The sequence below is a fragment of the Lactobacillus sp. LL6 genome (genome assembly GCF_007570935.1).
Lineage (GTDB): Bacteria > Bacillota > Bacilli > Lactobacillales > Lactobacillaceae > Lactobacillus.
This window is the reverse complement of record NZ_VLLR01000001.1, coordinates 195,809-218,380: the sequence shown is the minus strand read 5'-3', so window position 1 is coordinate 218,380 and position 22,572 is coordinate 195,809. Positions and strand designations below refer to the sequence as shown.

The window sequence follows — 22,572 nt, the reverse complement described above, 5'->3', positions numbered from 1 at the left end:
ACTTCCTAACTAATTAAGTTTAAAAATTTATCTTTGGACTTGCATTCATATAGATTCTTTACCATTTGTGAATTCCCAAATATAGTCATTAAATTTTGCAACATATCCAACTGCTTATGTGCTTCCTTTAAACAAAGAATAAAAACCATCTTTACTTGAACTTTTTCAGTATCACTTCCCATTTGTTTAAACTCAATCGGTTTATTCAATGAAATAAAACCAATCTGATCTTTATTAACATATTCAGGATCAGTATGTGGGATCGCTACTCCAACTCCTGATTCAAGATTTAATCCTGTTGGAAAATTTTCTTCGCGTTTCTTAATTGCCTTCAAAAAGCCATCATTTACTACATTATTTTTTTGAAGGTGTCCATTTAAAGTAGCAAATAGTTCATCTTTATTTCTCACATCTTGATGAAACAATAGAACATCTTCTGAAAATAACTCTTTATTGATTTTCACTTTCTCAACCCTCCTCTGTAATAAAACTTGTCAATTTAGTTAATCGATCTAATTGATGATTAGGATTCACAATAATCAAAACTAGCTTAGATATTTCAAATTTCTGCTTAAAAAATCTAGAATAATAATCAAAGCTAGGACTGACTTTTAAATAAATTACTGTATCATGATTAATTCGTCTATCTTGAATATGAAGTGATAGTGAATCCTGCGACATTAAACCTTCGCCTTGCTTATTTCGATTATCAATTTCAATTTGAATATCTTCCTCTGGTACATCAGGTGCAACAGATTGAATTAAATTAATGACGGTTTCTTTTAAGTCATGTAAATTAGTATAAGTTAGACAACTTTCAATCTCATTAACTTTCTTCATCTGTCTCACCTCGCAATTGATTAACCTTTTGCTGTACCATTTCAATGTCTTGCTTAGTAAAAAGAGCACTAACAACTATTGATGGAATATCTATTTTCTCTGAAACTCTTACCGTTGAAATAATTAAATCAGCATCTTTCTTGCTATAACTCAAATCATTGCTAGAAGTAACAGCTACAATATCAAAATTTGAAAAAGTATTCTTAACTTTAAGCCTTAATAATTCTGAAGTACCAATTCCAGTTGAACACATTACAATCACACGAATTCTACGAGGATGGATTTCAATTGCTTGTGCAAAATAAAGAGTTATATAACCAATTTCATTATCTTCTGGAATTTCTAAACCATTTTTAGGAAATACCTCACTTCCTGCAGACTTAATGGCTTCAAAAATATCTTGATATTCCATTTTAATTTGTTCTAACAAGTTATTATTGACATGAATATTATTCCTTAAGCGTTTAATCAGCGGTTCAATATGTTTTTCAAGTTCATTATTAATACTCATAAAACCGCATCCTGTCTTCTCAGAAACACTATCTATCAGTTCTGCAGTAATTTGTTGAACTTCGGTCGACATGTTAGTCTGTAAAATATCATTATCAAATCTAGATGAAATTAAATACTCAAAAATTGAATTAGCTTCAGTTTCTGGAAGTTTTAAGTCCAAATAGTTACTAATATCTTCTACTATGTCCTTACTTATTTGATAAAAAGATAGGTTGTGCTTAATCTCTTTATTCAAATCATTATCTGCTAAATTAGTCTTACTCCCGGCCTTTCGCAAGCGACTAATTAAAATGTAAATATGTGAAAATAAATTTACATTATATGGATAAGGCAACGTAGTCTGCAATTCATCTTCTATTTTTTCGATTTCTTTGAGTACAAACTGAACGTCATATTTAGAATCAAAATCTTTATTACCTACAAATTGCCGTAAATCCACAATTTCACGGTCATCAATTAACTCTTTAATCGCATTACGAATGTTGATTTCAGAACCTTTTATCTTAATGTAGCCATTCTTAATCTCAAGCTTTAACTGATATTTCTCTAAGATTGACTTCATTACTTGTTCATCATTAGACCTAACATTGTTACTCACATAATATTTACCAAAAGCCTCACTCTCCTTCATGCTTTGTGGAGAAATCAACAAAAGTTGCTTCATAATACGATTTCTTCTTTCAACTGGTTATACATTAGTCAAAGATGAATTCATTAACTCCAAATTTTCCTTATTTTGCATATAATACTGGTAATTCAGTTTATAACCTGCACCTCTTTGTGAAATTATTAACGGGGCAGAATTTTCATCATTAATCTTTTTCACTAGACGATAGACAGTTTTCTTGGAAACATGCAAAAAACTCGCGATTTCTTCAGCTTGAATGAATTCATTATTATTAGTTAAATAAAAAATCAACTCATTAATTCGTTTTGAATCTTTCATGTTCACCACTTTCCATTTCTTTTTCTTGTCTTCAATTATTATTCTAGTGAATTTTTGCACTTGTGAACCCCAATATATGTCCTTTGCAGTGGACAAAATAAAAAAGTCCTCAAGTTCGTTTGAACTTGAGGGGCTTTGAAGCTGACGCTAATTTACGGAACAATACTCAGAAATCTGTGGCTTATGATTATGATAACTAACCTTAATACGACAATCGACTGTCTCATGCATGTTTAATCCCATTACACAGACAATACAATGATAGCCTATTGTAATTGCTACTATTGCAATTATAGCAATTACAATATATTTAATAATGAATTTTTGACTTTTTCTCATAGTTTTTCCTCTGAATAACTATTTTCGTTCTAAAATACTATTAATATCTAATTGTTGATTTAAATTACTTTTCAATTGTTTATATTGCTTATCAATTTCCTCCAATTTTTTATCCAACATATTCTTCTTCTTTTTGTAATTTATAGATATTCGACGTTGCTTTTCTATATCCACCACCGGTATCGGAAGATTTTTTATATCTCTTAATGATATTGAAACTACCGAAATACTAGAATTTATCTTTCTTTTAATATAAAACTGACCTAATGGGCTTTCCAAGTAAAGTTTTAACCAATATGGATCAACTTTTCCATTTGGACGTAAAATCAATAAATTTGCAGTAGCTATCATAGGAAAAGGGGCATCTTTAGAAACTATACCCACTTTTCCTACGTCCCCTTTTATAGTGAGTAATATATCATTAGGTTGAAGCAAATATTTATTAGCTGTTTTCTTTATACTAATTTTATTTAAATTTTTATTGTATTTTATCTTTCCACCACTCAAATCAGTACCTTTAATTACCAAAACATTTCCTTTATCTGAATCATCCCCTTTTAAAACGTTATATCCGGGGAGCAAACTAACCATATTTTTTAATGAATTAGTTTCAATTTTTTCTAAATTGTTATAATCAATTTTGTATGTTACACCATTAATTTTAGTCTCAACAGGTAAAACATAATCCTTAACAATCAAACTTCCATTAAATTCGGAATTACAAATAATTTGACTAATTCCTGCTTCATTTTTTGGATTTTCATATAATTGAATAATTTTTTTCTTTCCTACTTCAGAAATACTTGTTATAAATCTATTTTTTTCAGTCCAACCTTTTTGTTTTGCATCAATAAATAAAATTTTACCCTTTAACTTAGTTTTATTTTTATTGATAATTAAAATATTAATTGGAATTGATGCATTTGTTAAAATGTTACCTGTAAAACTAATCACGGATTCAACCCAATCTTGCTTTACCAAGTTTCGTCTAATTATTTTGTCATTTGATTCTCTAAATAATATCCCATCTGGCACTACAACTATAGCTTTTCCTTTTTCATTTAGTGATGACACTATATTACTAAGGTAGGCCATATCTATCCTAGTTTTTAATAATTTACCATATCTAAATCTATTATACTTATCTTTAGCATAATCTATATTTATTCGTTCCCTCAATGGAGGTAAAGAAAGAATTTTATTAAATAATTGCAACTTACCATCACTAACATATTTAGGATTTTCAAGTGAATTGCCTTGATAAATTATTAAATTATTAGCTTTTAGATATTTTCCTATTATATAAATACTAGCATTTATAAATAAATTCGGCCCTTCTAAAGTTAATTCTTGATTATGATTATTTCTTAGAATTGCTTTCCAAATATTGCTTGTATTTCCAGATGGATCAAGAATTTTATCTTTAGTTTTTATATCAGCTAATTTAACCAATAACTTCAAAAAATTATCTGGTAACGTCTTTATATGAACAGTTCTTGGATAAATTAAATCTTCTACTTCTTTCAGTAGATTTATCAATTCTGCATTAGACTGACAACATAGCAAATTTATAATTTCAGAAAATTTAGTTTTATCTAAAATCGCTATTTTCTTATAAATTTGATTTTTTATTTGTGAAATCAAATCATAATTTTGATAGTCTACAAAACTATCTATAGCATTAATAAATTGTTCTTTATTTTCAATCGATTTATTTAAAGTTTGTAAACTTATCATTAATTGAGCAATAATTAACCATACCAAATTCTTGTCATTCTCGCGAATTTCACTTAATAAATCTTCTATTTCGTTCATAATAACTCCTTTTTAATAAGTTCTACAATTTAATGATATATCTTTCACCGCCTTTTGTAAATAGTATTATTATACTTTGTAAAATGTACTTTACTTAATTGCATGGCTTTTCATCTTTCTATTCTTTCTATATAGGTATTTATCCAACAAAGTCTAATTATACTTATATTTATATATATAAATATAAGTATAATTATATTTTTAGTATAGTTATACTTAAAAGAAATATAAAAAACATTCTAAGCTTAATAGTGAATTGATTATCCGACGGGATAATTGATTCACTATTTTTCGTTTAGCCATAAACTTTAAATAGTGATAAAACAATATGCCGAGAGGTGTTTAGGCGCATGACGCCGAATAAAAAACTGGCAGTTTTATCTTGCAGTTAGCAGCTTCCTCGAAGAATGTGGGCACCTGATGCCGAGTTTAGAAAATTAAGTCTGACTGCCTGGATAAATCAGTTTTATTACTTAGAAACAGCGAGGTATTGAAGATGGATATTGTTTTTGGAATTGATGTAAGCAGCCGTGAATCCAGTGTTTGTATGTTAATGGATGATACCAGGAAAGAGTTTAAGATCTCTAACGATTCATTTGGATTTAAAGAGCTGCTCAAGAATCTTGCAGTATTCTCAAAGCATCCTCAGATCATTTTTGAAGCTACCGGGGTCTATTCAAGAAGACTGCAGAAGTTTCTAGAAGACTATGGCTATGATTACGTGATCCTTAATCCTTTAAAAGCTAAGAAAGAAATGGATCAGGGACTTCGTCATAATAAAACCGACAAAACAGATGCCTATAATTTAGCCAGAATTCAGCTTCAAAACAGACACAAGGCAAATAAACAAGAAGCCGAAGATTATCACAGATTGCGTGCCTTAAGCCGCTCTTATGAAGAACTGACTTCCGACATTATCAGTGCCAAGAATCGTCTTCACCGTATCTTGCAATTGACTTTCCCTGAAATTGAAACAGTCGTTTCTACACCCAAGAACCGCAATTATTGGGAATTGGTTAAACTATTTCCGCATTGCCAAAGGGTCAGAGAGATTGAAGCAGAAGATATTATCAATAAAATCAAAGATTTTAAAGGCTATGGCATCAAACGTGCTCAAAAAATTGCTCAAAGATTAAAAGAACTTGCCAATAAAGCATATCCCGTAGCAGAGCTTGATAGTCCTGAAACCAGCGATGTAATTTACTATGCCCAACGTCTCATCCAGCTTGATCAGGACAGAGATGAGCGGCTTAAGCAAATGGTTGATATATCTAAAAAGCTGCCTAATCGTGATCTAGAAATCCTCACAAGTATCCCTGGCTTCGCCCAGACTACTGCAGTACGTGTTTTGGCAGAGCTCGGAGATATCAGGAGATTCGACAACCCTAACAAGATTGATGCTTTTATTGGAATTGATCCGGGCAGATACCAGTCAGGCCAAATGGATTCCCGCCTTGGTATCACTAAACATGGTAACGCTATTGCACGTAAGATTCTTTATCGGGCAGTTGGTCAAATAGACAATGCTTCAAAGACCAATCCTTGCCATATTGCGGATTACTATGAAAATAAAAAATCTTCTCAAAGCAAAGGCTTCAAGAAGATTGCAATAGCTTCAATGCATAAGCTAATCCGTACTATTTATGCACTAATCAAAAATGATCAGTTGTATAGTTACGAAGTCGCCAAACAAAATCAAAGACGTAAATCGTAATTAACTGATCAGATTCATTATACTCTAACTTAGCTTCAAAGAGGTAATTTCTTTGAAGTCTTTTGCAGTACTTTCATAATTGAAATAATTCGCACCATTAAAACAAAGAAAGTCAAATATATCAAAATAAGATAATTAAACACCTTGATATACTTGACTTTACGTAGAAAAACAACTCAAACTAATGAGTTGTTTCAAAATAATTTTATATATTTATTTTATCCACTTGACTAAGGCGGTATCATAATATCGAACTCAAACCTTAGTAGCCTAGATTATTTTTTGCGGCTTAGTACATTAACTATATTTTTAGACTATAATCCTTATGACCATAATGGATGAAACAGCGGTAGTTCTAGAAATAGTGTTTATAAATACTCAATTTGAAGGAATTTAAGGTAAAGTACCAAAAGCCAGAACAATAGCTTTCTCCAAATTATATTGTCCCGTTGTCCCCACCATTTAAGTAACACAATGAATGTACAAGAGCCCATTGTTATTTAGCTATATTCTAAAGTTATTACTACTAAAAATAGATAATTTGATTAAAAGAATATATGAAGATTACTATACTATCATTACTATTTCAAAATATTTCAAAAATCTAAGCTTATCATCAGCATAAGCTAAATGATTGCTCCTTATATATATTTAATTTAAAAGATATACATATTATTCAATTATTAATATTCAATCAAATGATTATATTGATTTTAAAATTGAGTAAACAGAAAATGTAAAAAATCAAACTGAAATACTTAATGTGTTTAAAAACGTAGATTAGAACAAATGGCGTTTTTCTTATTTGTTGGAATGAAAGATGCTTTAAGTAAAACATATCCTAAGGCTTACTTTCAGTGCTCTTAGTTCATGTAATCCGTAATATGTGTGCTAGGTGAGTGCAAACAATCGTCCAGGGTTACAAATGAATTCAAGCAATTGCACCAACAAGCTAATAAGCATCGACTTTAAAGTACTTCATGACTTCTATCAAGCTTGGAAAAAAGTCTATAGGAGCATGGTTAGAAATATTAAAAAATTGAAGATGATCTTCTAAAATTTTTTAACTATCCTAAGCAGATTAGAGAATCACTTCATTCAAATAATATGATTGAATCATTTAACAATGTGCTAAAACGTAAAGTAAAATTAAAAGCAGAATTTTCAAATAGAAGAATCACTAGATACTTTTATTGGAATTCAAGCAACTGAATAAATACCCATTTTTGTAACAGAACACACAAAGGGTTCAAGCAAATTGAAGACACTTTAGAATCATACTTTGATTAAAAATTAATCAACAAGAGAAATTTTATTTATACAAAAGATTTGATAGTTTCGTTAAGACACTATTTCATTTGATACTAATAAGCAATTATAACAAAAAAAGACACACAATAACCAAAGGGTAGAATGTTAATACTGAGTTAGGTTAATGCATGTCTATAAATAATACAATATTATTATTCCATAATCTAATAATTCAAAAAAGGTATAACTTTAAAATTTTTTAACGTGCTATATCAATTTCAGAGATGTAATAGTAAAATAAATATTATTAGTTTATTGAAGGAAAATAAATTTATGCCAAAAAAACATAGAAATTATGGTATTGACTTAGTAAAAATATTAGCTTGTATCTTAGTTATTACTTTACATTGTTTATCACCATCTACACCTGTAGTAAAAAATAATATTTTTAATTCTAGTTTGTATTATGCCGGAACTCTAGCTATTCCAATTTTCTTTATGGCTAGTGGATTTTTTGTTCTTAATAAAAGAAGTATTTCTTACGTATATTCCTTTAAAAGAACAAAAAATATTCTTTTTATCGTAATTAGTTGGATTTTATTATTTTCAATTATAAGATATTTATTTAAACATAATTTTGATTTTTTACAACAATTAAAAGGATCTATGATTGTAGGAGTGCCACAACAACATTTTTATCATTTTTGGTTCTTTTGGGCTTTAATAATTATGATCCTTTTAGCTCCACTATTATGGTGGTTACTTCAAAAAAGCTTTAACGGCTATCTACTACTCTTAATATCTATGACGCTAATTTGTGTAATGATAGACCTCTCACTTCATTTTGGATTTAGTAAAACAGTACAAAATACTCCTCAAGTTTTACGATTATATTTATACATAGAATATTACTTGATAGGTGGATACATAGGAAATCTTCACTTTAGTAAAGTACTCGAATTTATTTCTAAACACTTTTTTATTTTTTCTCTCTTAGATATTTTTCTATATTTCTTATTAATCGGATATTCCCTTTGGAATAGAAATATTATTAATTGGATATACGCAGAAGCCAACTACGGAAATTTACTAACTATTCTTACTTCTGCACTTACTTTTTGTTTATTCACCATTTCTATCCCTAAAGTGACAGAAATAATTGAATTTATTATTCCAGCTACCATGGGTATTTATATGCTCCATCCATTTTTCATTGGGAAACTTCTACATTTTAAAATTTTCGCAAATTATCCTTCTACGATGATTATTGTAATATTCATTATATGTCTGATTATAGTAGAATTAGCATTACGTATACCTTATATAAATAAATTATTTAAATTATAGTAAAAAAGTATATTGAAAATTATTATTCAATATACTTTTTTACTAATGTAATTTATTTTCAATCAATTCTTTAGCTTGTCCAACAATCTTAGCCCGGAGCAAAATAACCATAGTAACATAAACTACAACACCAACAAGCACTTCTAATCCCATCATTGGCCAGCTATCTTTTAAGTGCCGGTTCATCCAAAAGACAACAAAGAACATTATTCCCCCGGAAATAAAATATTTCCATGAATCTGCAAATAATTGTTTCCAACTGAGCAACTTACGTACAACCATCAACTGATACAAGGTGACTGCAATCTCAGAAATTACTGTTGACCACATTGCCCCATATAATCCCCAATTATGAATTAAAGGAATATTTAAAATAATGTTTACTATAGCACCACAAGTAACTGATGCAGTAAATTGATGATTCTTCTTTAAAGGAAGTAAATACTGAACTCCTAATACATTGCTCCACGCAATCATAAGAATAACAATTGATTCAATCATCATTGCAGGACCAACTGGACCATACCCCGAACCGTAATATTTAGGAGCTAAAGTTAAAGAGATTGCAGCTAGTCCAAACATCATCGGATATGAAACAGCAGATACAAAATCAAAGGACTTATAAAGCATATTATTTACTTGCTTCATATTGCCTTTGACAACTGCATTAGCTACGTGGGGAAGCATAACGGTTCCTGTTGCAGTTACTAATGCCAAAATCAGCTTTACCAAGTTATCTGAATATTGATAGTATCCTGATGCTGTTTCATTAACCATTCCACCAAGCATTGTTTTATTAAGCTGAACATAAATTTGGGTGGCAATCTGTGGGACAAACAATTCAAACATTGGTAAAAAATGCTTCCAAGGGTTAAGTATATTTATACTTACTTTAGGAAGATCTCGCTTGATATTAGGCCATAAAGTTAAATTACCTAAAAATGTAGAAAGGGCTAAAACCACAATATATAAAGTTACATCATATGGTCCCTTAATAAATAGAAAAATAGCAATCATCGAAATAATTTTAACTACAGAATTTTTAAGAACCGTAACCTTAAAATCTTCAATTCCTTCATAAAACCAAGATATATCAAAAGTAACCGCAACCAAGTTAATTGACTGGGCCCACATATATTCTGGTTGACGAGTATAAAAAATCATAAACACTTCGAAAGCAATAATTGCAAGAAGTGTCATAATTGTCTTAACTATTTGAATTTCCCAAAAGGTTTGTGCCATCTTCTTGCGATTCTCACGTACATATGCAATTTGACGGTTACCATAATATCCAATTCCCATACTTGCAACTAATATAAAATAATTAATTATTGAATTAGTAAATGCATTAGCACCAACACCTTCTGGACGCAATACACGACTGACATAAGCAGAAGTAATAAGAGGTACGATAATTGCAAGTACTTGATATCCTACATTGTAGAGGTAATTTCTTATGACCTTCATAAACTAACTAATCACCAAATTCATCATTCACAGCCTCTAATGCTGCAGCAATAACTTGATCCATATTGTAATACTTATATTGACCCAAGCGACCACCAAAAATAACCTTACTATCTTCTTTTTTAGCAAGTTCTGCATACTTTTGATACATTTCATTATTGCGGTCATTATTCACCGGGTAATAAGGCTCATCTCCGCGCTTCCAATCAGCGGGATATTCACGAGTGATAATTGTCTTATCCTTAGCCCCCTTACCAAATTCAAAATGCTTATGCTCAATTACACGAGTATATGGCGTTTCAGCATCAGTGTAATTGATAACGGCATTTCCTTGGTAATTACCAACATTTTTTTCTTCAGTTTCAAATTTAAGAGAACGATATTCAAGTTCACCCAATTTGTAATCAAAGAACTTATCAATCATTCCAGTATAGACAACTTTGTCATAGTTCTTAAGATATTCATCTTTTTTATCAAAGAAATCAGTATTAAGTTCTATACTAATATTTGGATGATTAAGCATATTTTCAACCATCTTAGTATAACCGCCAATTGGAATACCTTGATAATCATCATTAAAATAGTTGTTGTCATAAACAAGACGAACTGGCAAACGCTTAATAATAAAAGCAGGAAGTTCAGTAGCTTTTCTTCCCCATTGCTTTTCAGTATAACCTTTGATTAACTTTTCATAAATATCGCGACCAATTAACGAAATAGCTTGTTCTTCCAAGTTTTGTGGTTCTTTACCTGCCATTTCTTGACGTTGTTCATTAATCTTAGCCATAGCTTCTTGTGGAGTCTTAACTCCCCACATTTCACTAAAAGTGTTCATGTTGAATGGCAAGTTGTACATTTTGCCCTTATAATTTGCTACAGGGCTATTGGTGTAACGGTTAAAATCAGCAAACTGATGAACATAATCCCAAACTTCTTTGTTAGAAGTATGAAAAATATGCGCACCATATTGATGAACTTGAATACCATCTACTTCTTTAGTATAGATATTACCTGCAATATGATCACGTTTTTCAATAATCTTAACTTTATTTCCACGTTTTGCTGCTTCGTGTGCAAACACTGCACCGAAGAGACCTGAACCTATTATTAAGTAATTCATCTATTTTACTCTCCTATACTTTTGGGTAATGATTCTAAAGCAAACCAACATAGGATAAATAATAGAATATAAGTATATGTGAAGAATGTAGTTATAAATAAATAAAACATCATTACTACAAATACAATTCTATATGTATTATGTGCTTTTTTACTTACTATAAATCCACGAATATACGCAAATAAATACATCACAGTTAAATATAGTCCTCCACCACTTAAAACATCCATAATAGAATTACTAAATCCTGTATTATTTGCTCTCCACAAATCCATATAATTTTTTAAATCATCATAATTCGAAATACCTATTCCTATTATTGGATGACTCATCCAAGCACGAAAACCAACTGTATAATCATTAGCTCTCACACCTGCTGAGGCAATGTTATTAGTAAACTTTTCTCTTAGCATAATGTATCCTAAAATTCCAATAATAATAATTATAACTGGTAATATGAATACCCTATATTTTCCTAAAAAGTTATTTTTACTATAAAAAGTTTTTATTCCAAATAGTATTAGTAAAAAAATATATGCAGTCATAGATAATGTACTTAGTATAGCTATAATAAGCACAACCCGTGAAAATTTATTATTCTTATATCTTGATTCATAAATATTAATTAATAAAGCAATACTGAAATTCAACGCAGCCATCGGAGCTTCCAAAAATATTGCACTATTTCTAGATATCCCATTAAACATAGTAATAGCATTAGTCTGTGTTTCAAAATATAAATTATAATAACTTGGAACTGCTACTATTCTATTATTCCCAGTCCATCCTGTAAATACTATTCCTGTAGGATGAATTATATGTAAAATTGATCCTAATATCCAAAATATAAGAGATATTCCTGCAATTATATACATCAGTTTTGCGTACTTATCCAAAATAACGGGAATATTATCATTCTTGTAATCTGTTCCTACAAGCCAAATAAACAAAAAAATAGATATCCCTAAACTAATAGTATTCATTTTTTTAGACGTAAATATCAAAAATAGCCCTATATATACTATCCATATCACACTACAGTACCACAATTTAGTAAATTGTTTCTTAGACAATGAACTATAGATAATTAATACCCATAATAATGTAGCTACCCATAAAACAAAATTAGGAATATTTCCTACTGAAAAAGCATCTCCTAAAATAGATCTACAATTAAATATAAATATTGCAGCAATTATATAAGCTAAAGTGTTAATCAAATTTTGTTTACTTATCTGCATTTTTAATACGTATCCCTTTACATTAAATTGAACTAATCTTTATGATAACACATTGACTATAATTGTGTCCTATATGTATTATAAAAATATTCTAAACTTATATATAATTTCTTTTAATCAAAAATTATTCAATCATTACTACTTCTTACAAAAACAAATACTATTTATTTTTATTACCCTTGAATAGTTATAACTACCCTTTTAACTTATAAAGCTCGTCAGATTATTTTGCTTTAGAATAAGATACTTTTAATTATTAAATATAATCAACTCTTCAGAATTTGATTAACAATTTCCTAAATAAAGAAACCATTAAATCAATCAATGATTTTAATGGTTTCTTTATTATTTCTCATACACTTTATAAAAAATTACTATCTATTTAAAATAAATTTGCGGAAGAGTTCTCTTGTACTTCTCATGACCTAAATATGTTGACCATAATTTATATTTTTTGTTATTAAAGTCAAATCTATAACTCTTTGGTAAAGTACTTCTATAAATCTTATATTTCTTTATAGGCAAATACTTATTATTTCGTAAATTATAACTTTTTCCTAAAGTTCCTTCAAATGAATAAATGTAATACTTATGATTTAAACCAAAGTATTGTGCAAAATATGGAATTTTATTTAAAGCAGTATAACCTGTTGTTCTAGTAACACTTGGAATTATACTACTATTAGCATTATGTTCCATACTATCAGTCTTTAACCAACCTCTATAAATTGAATAATTTTTAGACAAATTTACTGAATCTGAATTATAGCTAGCATTTAAGCCATTAATACTCAAAAAATTCATTGATGCATTATTTTCAAATTTCCAATTAGGATTTTGAAGCGCTAATTTATAACCCGTTGATTTTACTTGAATTGTTTTATAATTAGAATTATTTTTATACGCTAAAATTCGTTGACCTAATCCCATACTATAATTTGGTAATACTGTAGTACCAATATATTGACCATTGCCTGGACCCTTGCTTGCATTAAACCAATTAATAATCGAGTCACGTGAATGACTATTAATATTTTTTAATGTTACACTAGCTTGATGCTTAGGCTTAATAAATACTTCATAACTAGTTTTCTTATTAGTTAATTGTGAACTATTTTTAACCTTATTAAAGTCGATTGTTAAGCTTTGTCCGTCACTATTTACAGATAATACATTAGCATGTGCTGGATCAATACTCTTAGTCAATCCTTTAATATCAAACACATAATTTCCTGTTTTATATTTATTAGCAATATTTAAATCTCTTAAATTTACTGTAAATTTACCATTTTGATTTTTTTCTACATTAGTAAGTTTAGCTCCATTTATCTTAAATCCACTTTCATCATGACTATCTACTTCCCAATTTTTAGCATCTGGATCATAATTATTGGCTTGTATAACTGGAGTATTATAATTCAAAGACTTATCTCTAGTTGCTGAATTATCTTTATCATAATAACGTACATTAATAATTGATATTTGATTCATATTATTAAATTTATACGTATATGGACTGTTAGATATAGGTTCTAACCCTGAACTAGCCAAATTTTTACGTACATCGTTATTAACTCTTTTAGCAATTTTAGAACTTACTTTGGTTCCTTTAGTTATAGAAACTTTTTTATAAACTGAGCTATTAGCACTATTTCTCTTAGGTTCAACATAAATACTAATCCCGGCTGTGTAAGTAGCTTGATTATCAGTTAAAGACCAATTATTATACTTTTGATCTAATGTAAATTTAGCTGTATCAGCACTAACTTTTGTTAGTCTTTTCTCAGAAATAGAAATTGTTCCTATCCCTAATGTCAATGCAGCTATTCCAATTAAAGCCCACTTTTTCTTTCTATAAAACATCGTTTTTTCTTTCTCCTTTTAAATAACTTACAGTTAATATTTTATTACTAAGCTAACGCTATTACCATAACAATCACTAAAAAGTATAACTATAATTTATTTAGCAAACTAAAAAGGAACTAAAAATAATATTTAGCTCCTTTTTAATGTATGCTTTAAGTAAATGTTAAACTATTTAAAATATTAGGTCTCATTAAACTATAACTTCTTAAAGTTAGCAACCTTCACATATTGGTTCTTACCAATCTTGAAGTACTTTTTACCTTTAATAGTCTTAGTTCCATAAACCTTAAGCACATGATTCTTTTTCAAAAGCTTAAGACTTATACGCTTACCTTTTGAATTGTAAACAAATGAGTTATGCTTCAAAGTATGCTTAGTTACTTTAACGACTTCAAAGTTATGTGCTTTAATGTAACCATCCCATACACGATAGTACTTAACACCATTAATAGTCTTAATCTCGTAAACATAAATAGTCTTACCGCTCTTCAAGGTCTCCTTATTAGCACGGGTAAGTCCATCAATTTCATAAACATATGAATTACGAGTTAAAGTCTTACGAGCAGCTATAAAGTTAGCAACTTTTACGTATTGATTATCACCAATTTGATAGAATTCTTTATCTTGTCCGTCTTGATTAAAAATAGTTATATCTTTTGAAGTCCAAAGCTTAGTGCCTACAAGATGCTTAACTACTCCAACTCTTTCACCATTTTTATTGTAAACATAAGCATTGTGAGTAATCATTCTTTGAATACCAGTATTTTCAAATGAAACAACTGGTTTAGAATTATTATCTTGATCTGCTGGTTTTGTTGGTTGATCAGGTTCTACTGATGTATCTAGTTGATCATCAGGTGTTGGTACCGGCGTTGGAATTGCATAGTTATTAAGTAACTTATTAAGAGTATCAGTTGCAGTTACAATTGCCTCAGTAGCTGATTCATATCCTGCTTGATCTACTGGTGCCTTTGCATCTACCAACTTTTGAAGAGCATCTGTTGCAGTCTTGACATCCTTGTCATCTGAATATGGTTTAGCATCGTTCAATACTGTTTGAGCATTGTTCTTTGCACCTTCATACGCCTTCTTGGCTTTTTCTAATGCACTGGCTTTTTCTTTAGCTGCCTTAACTGCATCATTTACCTGGTTAATTGCTGGGGTAAATGCTTTAGTAGCTGCTTCATAACCTGCTTGATCTGCTGGTGCCTCATCATCTACCAACTTTTGAAGAGCATCTGTTGCAGTCTTGACGTCCTCATTCTTTTCTGCATATGGTTTAGCATCGTTCAATACTGTTTGAGCATTGTTCTTTGCATCTTCATATGCTGTCTTTGCCTTGTCTAATGCACTGGCTTTATCTTTAGCTGCATTTACTGCACCATTTACCTTGTTAATTGCTGGGGTAAATGCTTCAGTTGCTTTTTCATAGCCTGCTTGATCTGCTGGTTCCTCATCATCTACCAACTTTTGAAGAGCTTTTCTTGCAGTCTTGACGTCCTCATTCTTTTCTGCATATGGCTCAGCGTTGGTTAATGCTGTTCTGGCATTATCTTTTGCATCTTCATATGCCGTCTTGGCTTTTTCTAATGCACTGGCTTTTTCTTTAGCTGCCTTAACTGCATCATTTACCTGGTTAATTGCTGGGGTAAATGCTTTAGTAGCTGCTTCATAACCTGCTTGATCTGCTGGTGCCTCATCATCTACCAACTTTTGAAGAGCATCTGTTGCAGTCTTGACGTCCTCATTCTTTTCTGCATATGGTTTAGCATCGTTCAATACTGTTTGAGCATTGTTCTTTGCATCTTCATATGCTGTCTTTGCCTTGTCTAATGCACTGGCTTTATCTTTAGCTGCATTTACTGCACCATTTACCTTGTTAATTGCTGGGGTAAATGCTTCAGTTGCTTTTTCATAGCCTGCTTGATCTGCTGGTTCCTCATCATCTACCAACTTTTGAAGAGCTTTTCTTGCAGTCTTGACGTCCTCATTCTTTTCTGCATATGGCTCAGCGTTGGTTAATGCTGTTCTGGCATTATCTTTTGCATCTTCATATGCCGTCTTGGCTTTTTCTAATGCGCTGGCTTTATCTTTAGCTGCATTTACTGCACCATTTACCTTGTTAATTGCTGGGGTAAATGCTTCAGTTGCTTTTTCATAACCTGCTTGATCTGCTGGTTCCTCATCATCTACCAACTTTTGAAGAGCATCTGTTGCAGTCTTGACATCCTTGTCATCTGCATATGGTTTAGCATTGTTCAATACTGTTTGAGCATTGTTCTTTGCACCTTCATATGCCTTCTTTGCCTTGTCTAATGCACTGGCTGCTTTTGCATCATTAAGTGCTTTTTGAAGTTCTTCAGTTGCGTCTTTTAATGATTTGGTGGCACTTGTTAAACCTGTTACATCATTATTCTTTTCTGCATTATCACCATCGTAAAATGCACCATTCATCTTAGTTCTGGATGCAGCTACATCTGGATCTTTTTCATATTGCTCGTATTCCGCACTAGATAAAACTGAATTAGCTACATCCTTTGCTGTTTGGTAAGCCTTCTTTGCATTATCAAGTTCAGTAGTATCAATATCATATGAAATTTCAATTTTTCTATCTACTGGCTGACCATTTTCATTGCTAAATGCTGAAATACCATCTAACACTAATTGTCCTTTATTTATTTTGGGGTTTCTGATTTCTTTTCCATCAATCTTAACAATGAGATTCTTATAATTATCAGGTAATGAAACTTTATAGCTTTCATATTCAGGATATCCAGTATATTGACTGATTGGAGCATCATTATTATCTAAACTCTTCTTCCAACCACTATATACATTTCTTTCAATATCTCCTAAATTATTAGGATCCCAATAATTTGGATTCTTAGAATACTTACCTGTATTATCTAATGATTTCAATCGTTCAAAAGTAATTGTAGGTGTATCACGTTGACGTTGCCCATTTATTGTTATAATTTCAGAAACAGTTTTCTTGTCAACTGTTACTTCACGAATATTACTATTACGAAGACTAATTTGCGGAAGATTTGACTTATATGTACCATTTTGGTAGGTAGACATATTCCTATATGATGTATTATCTAAATCAAATTTATAGGTTTGTGGCAAAGTACTTTGTTCAGTATTAATTACATATCCTTCATTAGATGGAATATTAGAAAGATTATCTGCTTTTTGAGCTGGAATAGGTAACAAATTACCTTGAATATTAACAGGGGTATAATTCTTATCCACTCTATATTGTTCCTGCACTTTATTAAAGCTCGGATAAGAAGTTATTAAGTTATAAGCTTTGCCTAAAGTTCCTTCAAATGAATAAATATAGTTTCCATTAGAAGAAAGATATTGAACAAAGTATGGAATATTATCTAAACTAGTATACCCATTAGATTCTTCAACAGTAGGAAGATCTTTAATAGTAGCTTCATGATTCATCCCATTATTATCATCAACGTTTAACCATCCTCTATGAAGTGAAATTGGATCTCCTAAATTACCCTGACCTACTTCATAAGTTGCAGTGTTATTATCAAGAGATGTCAAAAAGTCCATAGAATTATTATTTTCATATTTCCAACTTGAATCAGAAATATTCAATTTATAATTAGTATCTTTAACTTGGATAGGTTCTGCTGAATAATTAGGATTATTCTTATAAGCTTCTACTCTCTTACCTAGTCCCATACTGTAATCAGGTAATACAGTAGTACCAACGTATTGCCCATTACCTGGACCTGCACTAGCATTAAACCAGTTAATTATAGAATCCCGTGAATGATTGTTAATATTCTTTAAACTTACACTACGTTGATCCTTAGGCTTAATAAATACTTCATAACTAGTCTTTTTATTAGATAACAACGTACTATCTTTTACTTTATTAAAGTCAACTGTTAAGCTCTGACCATCATCACTTACATTAAGAACCGAAGCATGGGCTGCATCAAATTCTTTTGTAAAACCATCAAGATCAAAAACATAATTTCCAGTTTTATATTTGTTATCAATATTAATATCTTTTAAACTAAAAGTAAATTTAGTAGAATCCTTAATTACATCTGTAATTTGGGCATCTTTTAAACCTAATGTTGATTTACCAGTTTCCTTATCAGTAATAGTTTCCCAATTTTTACTATCTGGATTATAGGTATTAGCTTGTACCACTGGAGTATTATAATCCAGTGACTTATCATTAGTTGCCGAATTATTTTTATCATAATAACGTACATTAACAATTGAAGCTTGTGTCATATTGTTAAATTTATATGTATAAGGCTTAATATTACCTTTATCATCTTTAACTGGCTCCAATCCTGCTTCAGCTAAATTTTGTTTTGTATCCTGATTAACTTTATCTGCAATTTGCTGATCTACTTGAGTACCCTTAGTTATAGATACGTCTTTATATATAGCATCACTCGCATTTTTTTGTTCTGGTTCAATGTAAATACCAATACCTGCAGTATATGTAGCGGCATCGTTACTAATAGTCCAATCATTATATTTTTGATTTTGACTAAATAAGCCGTTACTTTGTGTAGTTGTAGAAACTTTAGAGTCAGTAACATTTGATAATGTAGTCTTAGGGTCTAGTTTAGTTTTGTCTACATTCAATGTAGTTTGTGATTTAGATTCTGATTGTTTATTTAATAATTTACCTTGTTCAGAATCTGTATTTGTTACATCGAGGCTAGCTTGTTGTTTAGATTCAACTTTTTGATTATTTTCATTTAATGATGACTTATTAGCAGTTTCAGATTCATCCGTTGCAGCTAATGCTGTTTTAGATGTTACTGTAGTTGTTCCAATTCCTAAAGCAACAACTGCTGCTCCAGCTGCTACCCACTTTTTTCTATTTTTGAATTTTCTAGTTTTTCTGATATCAGTCAAGATTCAATCTCCTCTCAAAAACGTCTACACTGACAATGTATATTTTACAACGTAATCATGAATATTAACATACAAATATTACAAGTAATGCCAGTTAAATAATAAAAATTTTCTTAATTAACATACACATTTAATATTATTTTACCTTACTTACAATTTTATTGTCCTTAAATAGTCAGAATTGACTATAAGGAAAAATTATATCTATACATTTCTAAAATATTATTAAAATTAATAAAAAATATACAATTTTGTGTAGTGACTCAGCAAAATTGTATATTTTTAACTTAGGCATTTTTACATATTTTTATGTACTTATTAAAGTCTTTCATAGAAGTAAATACTCCTCTTAAAGTTCTTGTTTTGTTAATTTGAATCTTACAAATTCTTGCACAGTACTTTAATTGTTCATATTTAGACATATTCCAAGGTTTAACTTTTCCAATAAAATGTAAGACTTTTATTGGAGAATCCAATACATTAGAGCTTACATAATATGGCTCGTATTTAGCTAGAATATTATACTCTTCACCTAATACTAAATTAGTATGTTTCTTCCAATGTGGGTATCCCTCAGATATTATATCTTGATCTCCAAATGCACTTTTAGCATCAAATTTAGAAATAAGACTTATTAATCGCTTATCTTCATTAAGCTTAGGAACTATTACCATCATACCAGAATTTAAATCAACCCAATTTTCATTTCCAGGGACTGATTTTCCAGCTACAGTAGCAGATAAATTATCTTTTCCAAATAATTCATCAATATTTTCTAGAACTAACATATCAGCATCTAAAAACACTATTTTATCAAACTGAGTTAACCCAAATATTAACAATTTACTAAAAGTATTAGTCCAATTAGAAAAACCCTTTTGAGCATTTATTGTTAAAATATCTTCAGAAACTTCAACTTTATCTGCCTTTAGATATGAAATATCTCTTTTTTCTAATTCCATAATACTGTTTTCACTTACTTGATTGGTTACCATTACAGTTAATGGATATTTAGAATTTTGATTTATTAATGATTTCCATAATCCTAAAACTCCGCGTAAATAATTATCAGAACCTAAAAGTGTTAAATAAGTATAATTATTCATATAAATTTCCTATATATACATCTATTTTTTTAAAACTTTAATAGCTGCATTTATTGCAGAAGACGTATAATATCCCTTTCTTAATTTTTGTCCTGTAACTTTCGCGTTTTGAGCTAACATGTCATACTGTTCTTTAGTTAATTTATCTAATAATGGTGAAATCTCTAATAGATTGTTAACTGTTAAACCAACATTATTCTCTTCAACAAACTTTGCCTCTGCTGCTTCTTTCCATATTATAACTGGTAACTCTGAAGCTAAATATAATGATAGTTTATGTGGATTATTATACTTTAAATAACTTCCTGTTGGGCCAGTACAATTCTCAATACTATTCCCGTCCCAAATTAATCCAAATCCTTCTGCTAATACACTAGGGATTTCATCACTAGGTAAGCTTCCTTTATATTCACAATTTTTATACTCATGTAATGAGTAATTAGGTCCATACAATTTAAAATTATTATGTACTTGATTTAATTTACCGATATAACTAGATTTTTTAACATCTAAATTACCAGCAATAATTATAGATTTATCAAAATTTGCATTTTTTGATTTATAATTTGGTATTAAATAATCGAATATATTAAGAACTATTATTTTTGAACTATCTATACCCTTATTTAAGAAATAATTCTTCATAGAATTATTATGAACTATTAATACATCAAAAATTTTTAGCATAAACTGAAATTCATCTTTATAGTATTCGTTATAAATTGTATTTCTAATTTCCTCTACGTCATGAATAAGGCATATAAATTTTACATGCTTTTGTTTTTTTAACTTTAATAAATAATGCTCTCTACCTAATTGATGCGTTCTATAAGGATGTTGTAAAAGGATGATAGAGTCCTTTTCAATTAAGTTATATGCATTTTTCCAATCTTGAAAGAATTTCACTTGTCTATTAACCTTTGACTTAAAATCATAAGATTCATTATTCTTAGTAATCAGAACTTTTTCAAAACCTAATTTTTCTCCAATTTTCCCAACATCATCTGGAGCTTTACTTACTGCATGTTTCTTTATATCTCTAGATACTTCAAAAATTTGATATTTTTTCATATAGATTAATCAATACCCTTTCATTTTTCTTCGAAAACTTTCAATTAATAATAATAATCTATAGTTATTGCTTAAAATTAACCATTTATATATATGATGTCGCTTATCCCACTGTGTTCTACTATATGAATTATTAATTATGGCAGAGTGTAAATTCCAATCTTTAGCTACTTTAGATAATTCATTACTTGCATGTTTTAAACTTATTTTATTTTTTTTATATAAAGGATAATAGTAATCTGATAATAATCTAAAAAATTCTTTACATTTATATCTATTCATTACATTATTTACTATATCTGATTTAGAATAGTTATTAATAAATAAATTATTTAACGCAAAAATAAATCTATTTTCACTTTTTAACATTTTAGGATTAAATTTCCCAATAGTATGTGGAGGTCCTTGTATATAATAAACTTGATTTATTAATTTAACTTTCTTAGCATAGCTAAGTGCAGTATACAAAAATAAAGCATCTTCTCCTATTATGAGGTTAGTATCAAAATATATTTTATTACTAATTAGAAAACTTCTACTATAAAATTTTCCCCACGGAGATTCACTACCAATTCTTTGATTAATATATGTTAATATTTCTTCTCTTTTCTCATTTTTAAGTTCAGAATAATAAATATTTTTAGAAATATTTGTAATTAAAATATCATAATTATTATTAAGAATATCAGTTAATAAATTTGAGATATTACCATTTATAGTATCATCACTATCTATAAAAATTAGATATTTTCCTCTTGCTTTCTTAATACCATAATTTCGTGCATTACTTACCCCATGATGATTCAAAATATGAAGCTTTACAAATTCATATTTTTCTACAAACGCATTTGCAATATCAACCGTACTATCTGTTGATCCATCATCAATTAATAAAATTTCAATTTTACTATTTATTATTGAAACTTTCTTAACTATATTAGTTAACGTTTTTTGCAAATAACTATCTGAATTATACATAGGAATAATTATAGATAAATCTAGATTAATCATTAATAATACTTCCT

General features: G+C 29.4%; 15 protein-coding genes. 2 read left to right on the top strand and 13 right to left on the bottom strand.

All coding sequences use genetic code 11. The annotated features are described in order from the left end of the window. Positions 1–5: 5 nt before the first annotated feature. The 5 genes from FOD82_RS01035 to FOD82_RS01015 form a co-directional block, all read right to left on the bottom strand. Positions 6–464 (bottom strand): PTS sugar transporter subunit IIA, encoded by a 459-nt coding sequence (locus FOD82_RS01035; protein ID WP_144354660.1) that lies wholly within the window; start codon positions 462–464, stop codon positions 6–8. Positions 465–468: 4 nt separating this feature from the next. After that, entirely contained in the window at positions 469–840 is a 372-nt protein-coding gene (locus tag FOD82_RS01030) for a hypothetical protein (RefSeq protein WP_144354659.1), read from the bottom strand. After that, a complete protein-coding gene (locus FOD82_RS01025) occupies positions 827–2,017 on the bottom strand; it encodes a PRD domain-containing protein (protein ID WP_144354658.1) in 1,191 nt (396 codons plus the stop codon). The genes FOD82_RS01030 and FOD82_RS01025 overlap by 14 nt, the downstream gene beginning before the upstream one ends. 24 nt (positions 2,018–2,041) lie before the next feature. Further along, entirely contained in the window at positions 2,042–2,299 is a 258-nt protein-coding gene (locus FOD82_RS01020) for a helix-turn-helix domain-containing protein (RefSeq protein WP_144354657.1), read from the bottom strand. A 357-nt stretch (positions 2,300–2,656) separates the two neighbouring features. Continuing rightward, on the bottom strand, positions 2,657–4,453 hold the full coding sequence (locus tag FOD82_RS01015; protein WP_144354656.1) for an N-6 DNA methylase: 1,797 nt from the start codon (positions 4,451–4,453) through the stop codon (positions 2,657–2,659). Positions 4,454–4,949: 496 nt separating this feature from the next. Here FOD82_RS01015 and FOD82_RS01010 point away from each other — a divergent pair, with 496 nt between their 5' ends. Both FOD82_RS01010 and FOD82_RS01000 read left to right on the top strand, forming a co-directional pair. After that, positions 4,950–6,167, top strand: coding sequence for an IS110 family transposase (locus tag FOD82_RS01010; protein ID WP_144354655.1), 1,218 nt, complete (start codon positions 4,950–4,952; stop codon positions 6,165–6,167). 1,584 nt (positions 6,168–7,751) lie between these two features. Continuing rightward, positions 7,752–8,765, top strand: a complete 1,014-nt coding sequence (locus FOD82_RS01000) for an acyltransferase family protein (protein WP_144354654.1) — start codon at positions 7,752–7,754, stop codon at positions 8,763–8,765. 42 nt (positions 8,766–8,807) lie between these two features. On the opposite strand, the gene FOD82_RS00995 is transcribed toward FOD82_RS01000, so the two are convergent. From FOD82_RS00995 to FOD82_RS00960, 8 genes are all read right to left on the bottom strand, one after another. Further along, the gene (locus tag FOD82_RS00995; RefSeq protein WP_144354653.1) at positions 8,808–10,232 is read right to left on the bottom strand and encodes a flippase; all 1,425 of its coding nucleotides are present in this window, start codon (positions 10,230–10,232) and stop codon (positions 8,808–8,810) included. 7 nt (positions 10,233–10,239) lie between these two features. Further along, a complete protein-coding gene (gene glf / locus FOD82_RS00990) occupies positions 10,240–11,352 on the bottom strand; it encodes a UDP-galactopyranose mutase (protein WP_144354652.1) in 1,113 nt (370 codons plus the stop codon). 5 nt (positions 11,353–11,357) lie between these two features. Then, positions 11,358–12,593, bottom strand: coding sequence for an O-antigen ligase family protein (locus FOD82_RS00985; protein ID WP_144354651.1), 1,236 nt, complete (start codon positions 12,591–12,593; stop codon positions 11,358–11,360). Between the two features lie 378 nt (positions 12,594–12,971). Next, positions 12,972–14,456 carry a hypothetical protein gene (locus FOD82_RS00980; RefSeq protein WP_144354650.1) on the bottom strand — a complete coding sequence of 495 codons (1,485 nt, stop codon included), beginning with the start codon at positions 14,454–14,456 and terminating at the stop codon, positions 12,972–12,974. A 198-nt stretch (positions 14,457–14,654) separates the two neighbouring features. Then, a complete protein-coding gene (locus FOD82_RS00975) occupies positions 14,655–19,370 on the bottom strand; it encodes an SLAP domain-containing protein (protein WP_144354649.1) in 4,716 nt (1,571 codons plus the stop codon). Positions 19,371–19,657: 287 nt separating this feature from the next. Next, a complete protein-coding gene (locus FOD82_RS00970; RefSeq protein ID WP_144354648.1) occupies positions 19,658–20,476 on the bottom strand; it encodes a glycosyltransferase in 819 nt (272 codons plus the stop codon). A 21-nt stretch (positions 20,477–20,497) separates the two neighbouring features. Next, a complete protein-coding gene (locus FOD82_RS00965; RefSeq protein ID WP_144354647.1) occupies positions 20,498–21,547 on the bottom strand; it encodes a glycosyl transferase in 1,050 nt (349 codons plus the stop codon). A gap of 9 nt (positions 21,548–21,556) precedes the next feature. After that, on the bottom strand, positions 21,557–22,558 hold the full coding sequence (locus FOD82_RS00960) for a glycosyltransferase family 2 protein (protein ID WP_144354646.1): 1,002 nt from the start codon (positions 22,556–22,558) through the stop codon (positions 21,557–21,559). Positions 22,559–22,572 lie beyond the last annotated feature (14 nt).

Excerpts from the sequence above, each read along its gene's own strand:
- FOD82_RS01010 (WP_144354655.1), top strand. The coding sequence starts at position 4,950 with ATGGATATTGTTTTTGGAATTGATGTAAGCAGCCGTGAATCCAGTGTT.
- FOD82_RS01000 (WP_144354654.1), top strand. The coding sequence starts at position 7,752 with ATGCCAAAAAAACATAGAAATTATGGTATTGACTTAGTAAAAATATTA.
- FOD82_RS01030 (WP_144354659.1), bottom strand. The coding sequence starts at position 840 with ATGAAGAAAGTTAATGAGATTGAAAGTTGTCTAACTTATACTAATTTA.
- glf (WP_144354652.1), bottom strand. The coding sequence starts at position 11,352 with ATGAATTACTTAATAATAGGTTCAGGTCTCTTCGGTGCAGTGTTTGCA.
- FOD82_RS00960 (WP_144354646.1), bottom strand. The coding sequence starts at position 22,558 with ATGATTAATCTAGATTTATCTATAATTATTCCTATGTATAATTCAGAT.
- FOD82_RS01015 (WP_144354656.1), bottom strand. The coding sequence starts at position 4,453 with ATGAACGAAATAGAAGATTTATTAAGTGAAATTCGCGAGAATGACAAG.
- FOD82_RS00985 (WP_144354651.1), bottom strand. The coding sequence starts at position 12,593 with ATGCAGATAAGTAAACAAAATTTGATTAACACTTTAGCTTATATAATT.
- FOD82_RS00980 (WP_144354650.1), bottom strand. The coding sequence starts at position 14,456 with ATGTTTTATAGAAAGAAAAAGTGGGCTTTAATTGGAATAGCTGCATTG.
- FOD82_RS00970 (WP_144354648.1), bottom strand. The coding sequence starts at position 20,476 with ATGAATAATTATACTTATTTAACACTTTTAGGTTCTGATAATTATTTA.
- FOD82_RS01020 (WP_144354657.1), bottom strand. The coding sequence starts at position 2,299 with ATGAAAGATTCAAAACGAATTAATGAGTTGATTTTTTATTTAACTAAT.
- FOD82_RS00995 (WP_144354653.1), bottom strand. The coding sequence starts at position 10,232 with ATGAAGGTCATAAGAAATTACCTCTACAATGTAGGATATCAAGTACTT.
- FOD82_RS01025 (WP_144354658.1), bottom strand. The coding sequence starts at position 2,017 with ATGAAGCAACTTTTGTTGATTTCTCCACAAAGCATGAAGGAGAGTGAG.
- FOD82_RS00965 (WP_144354647.1), bottom strand. The coding sequence starts at position 21,547 with ATGAAAAAATATCAAATTTTTGAAGTATCTAGAGATATAAAGAAACAT.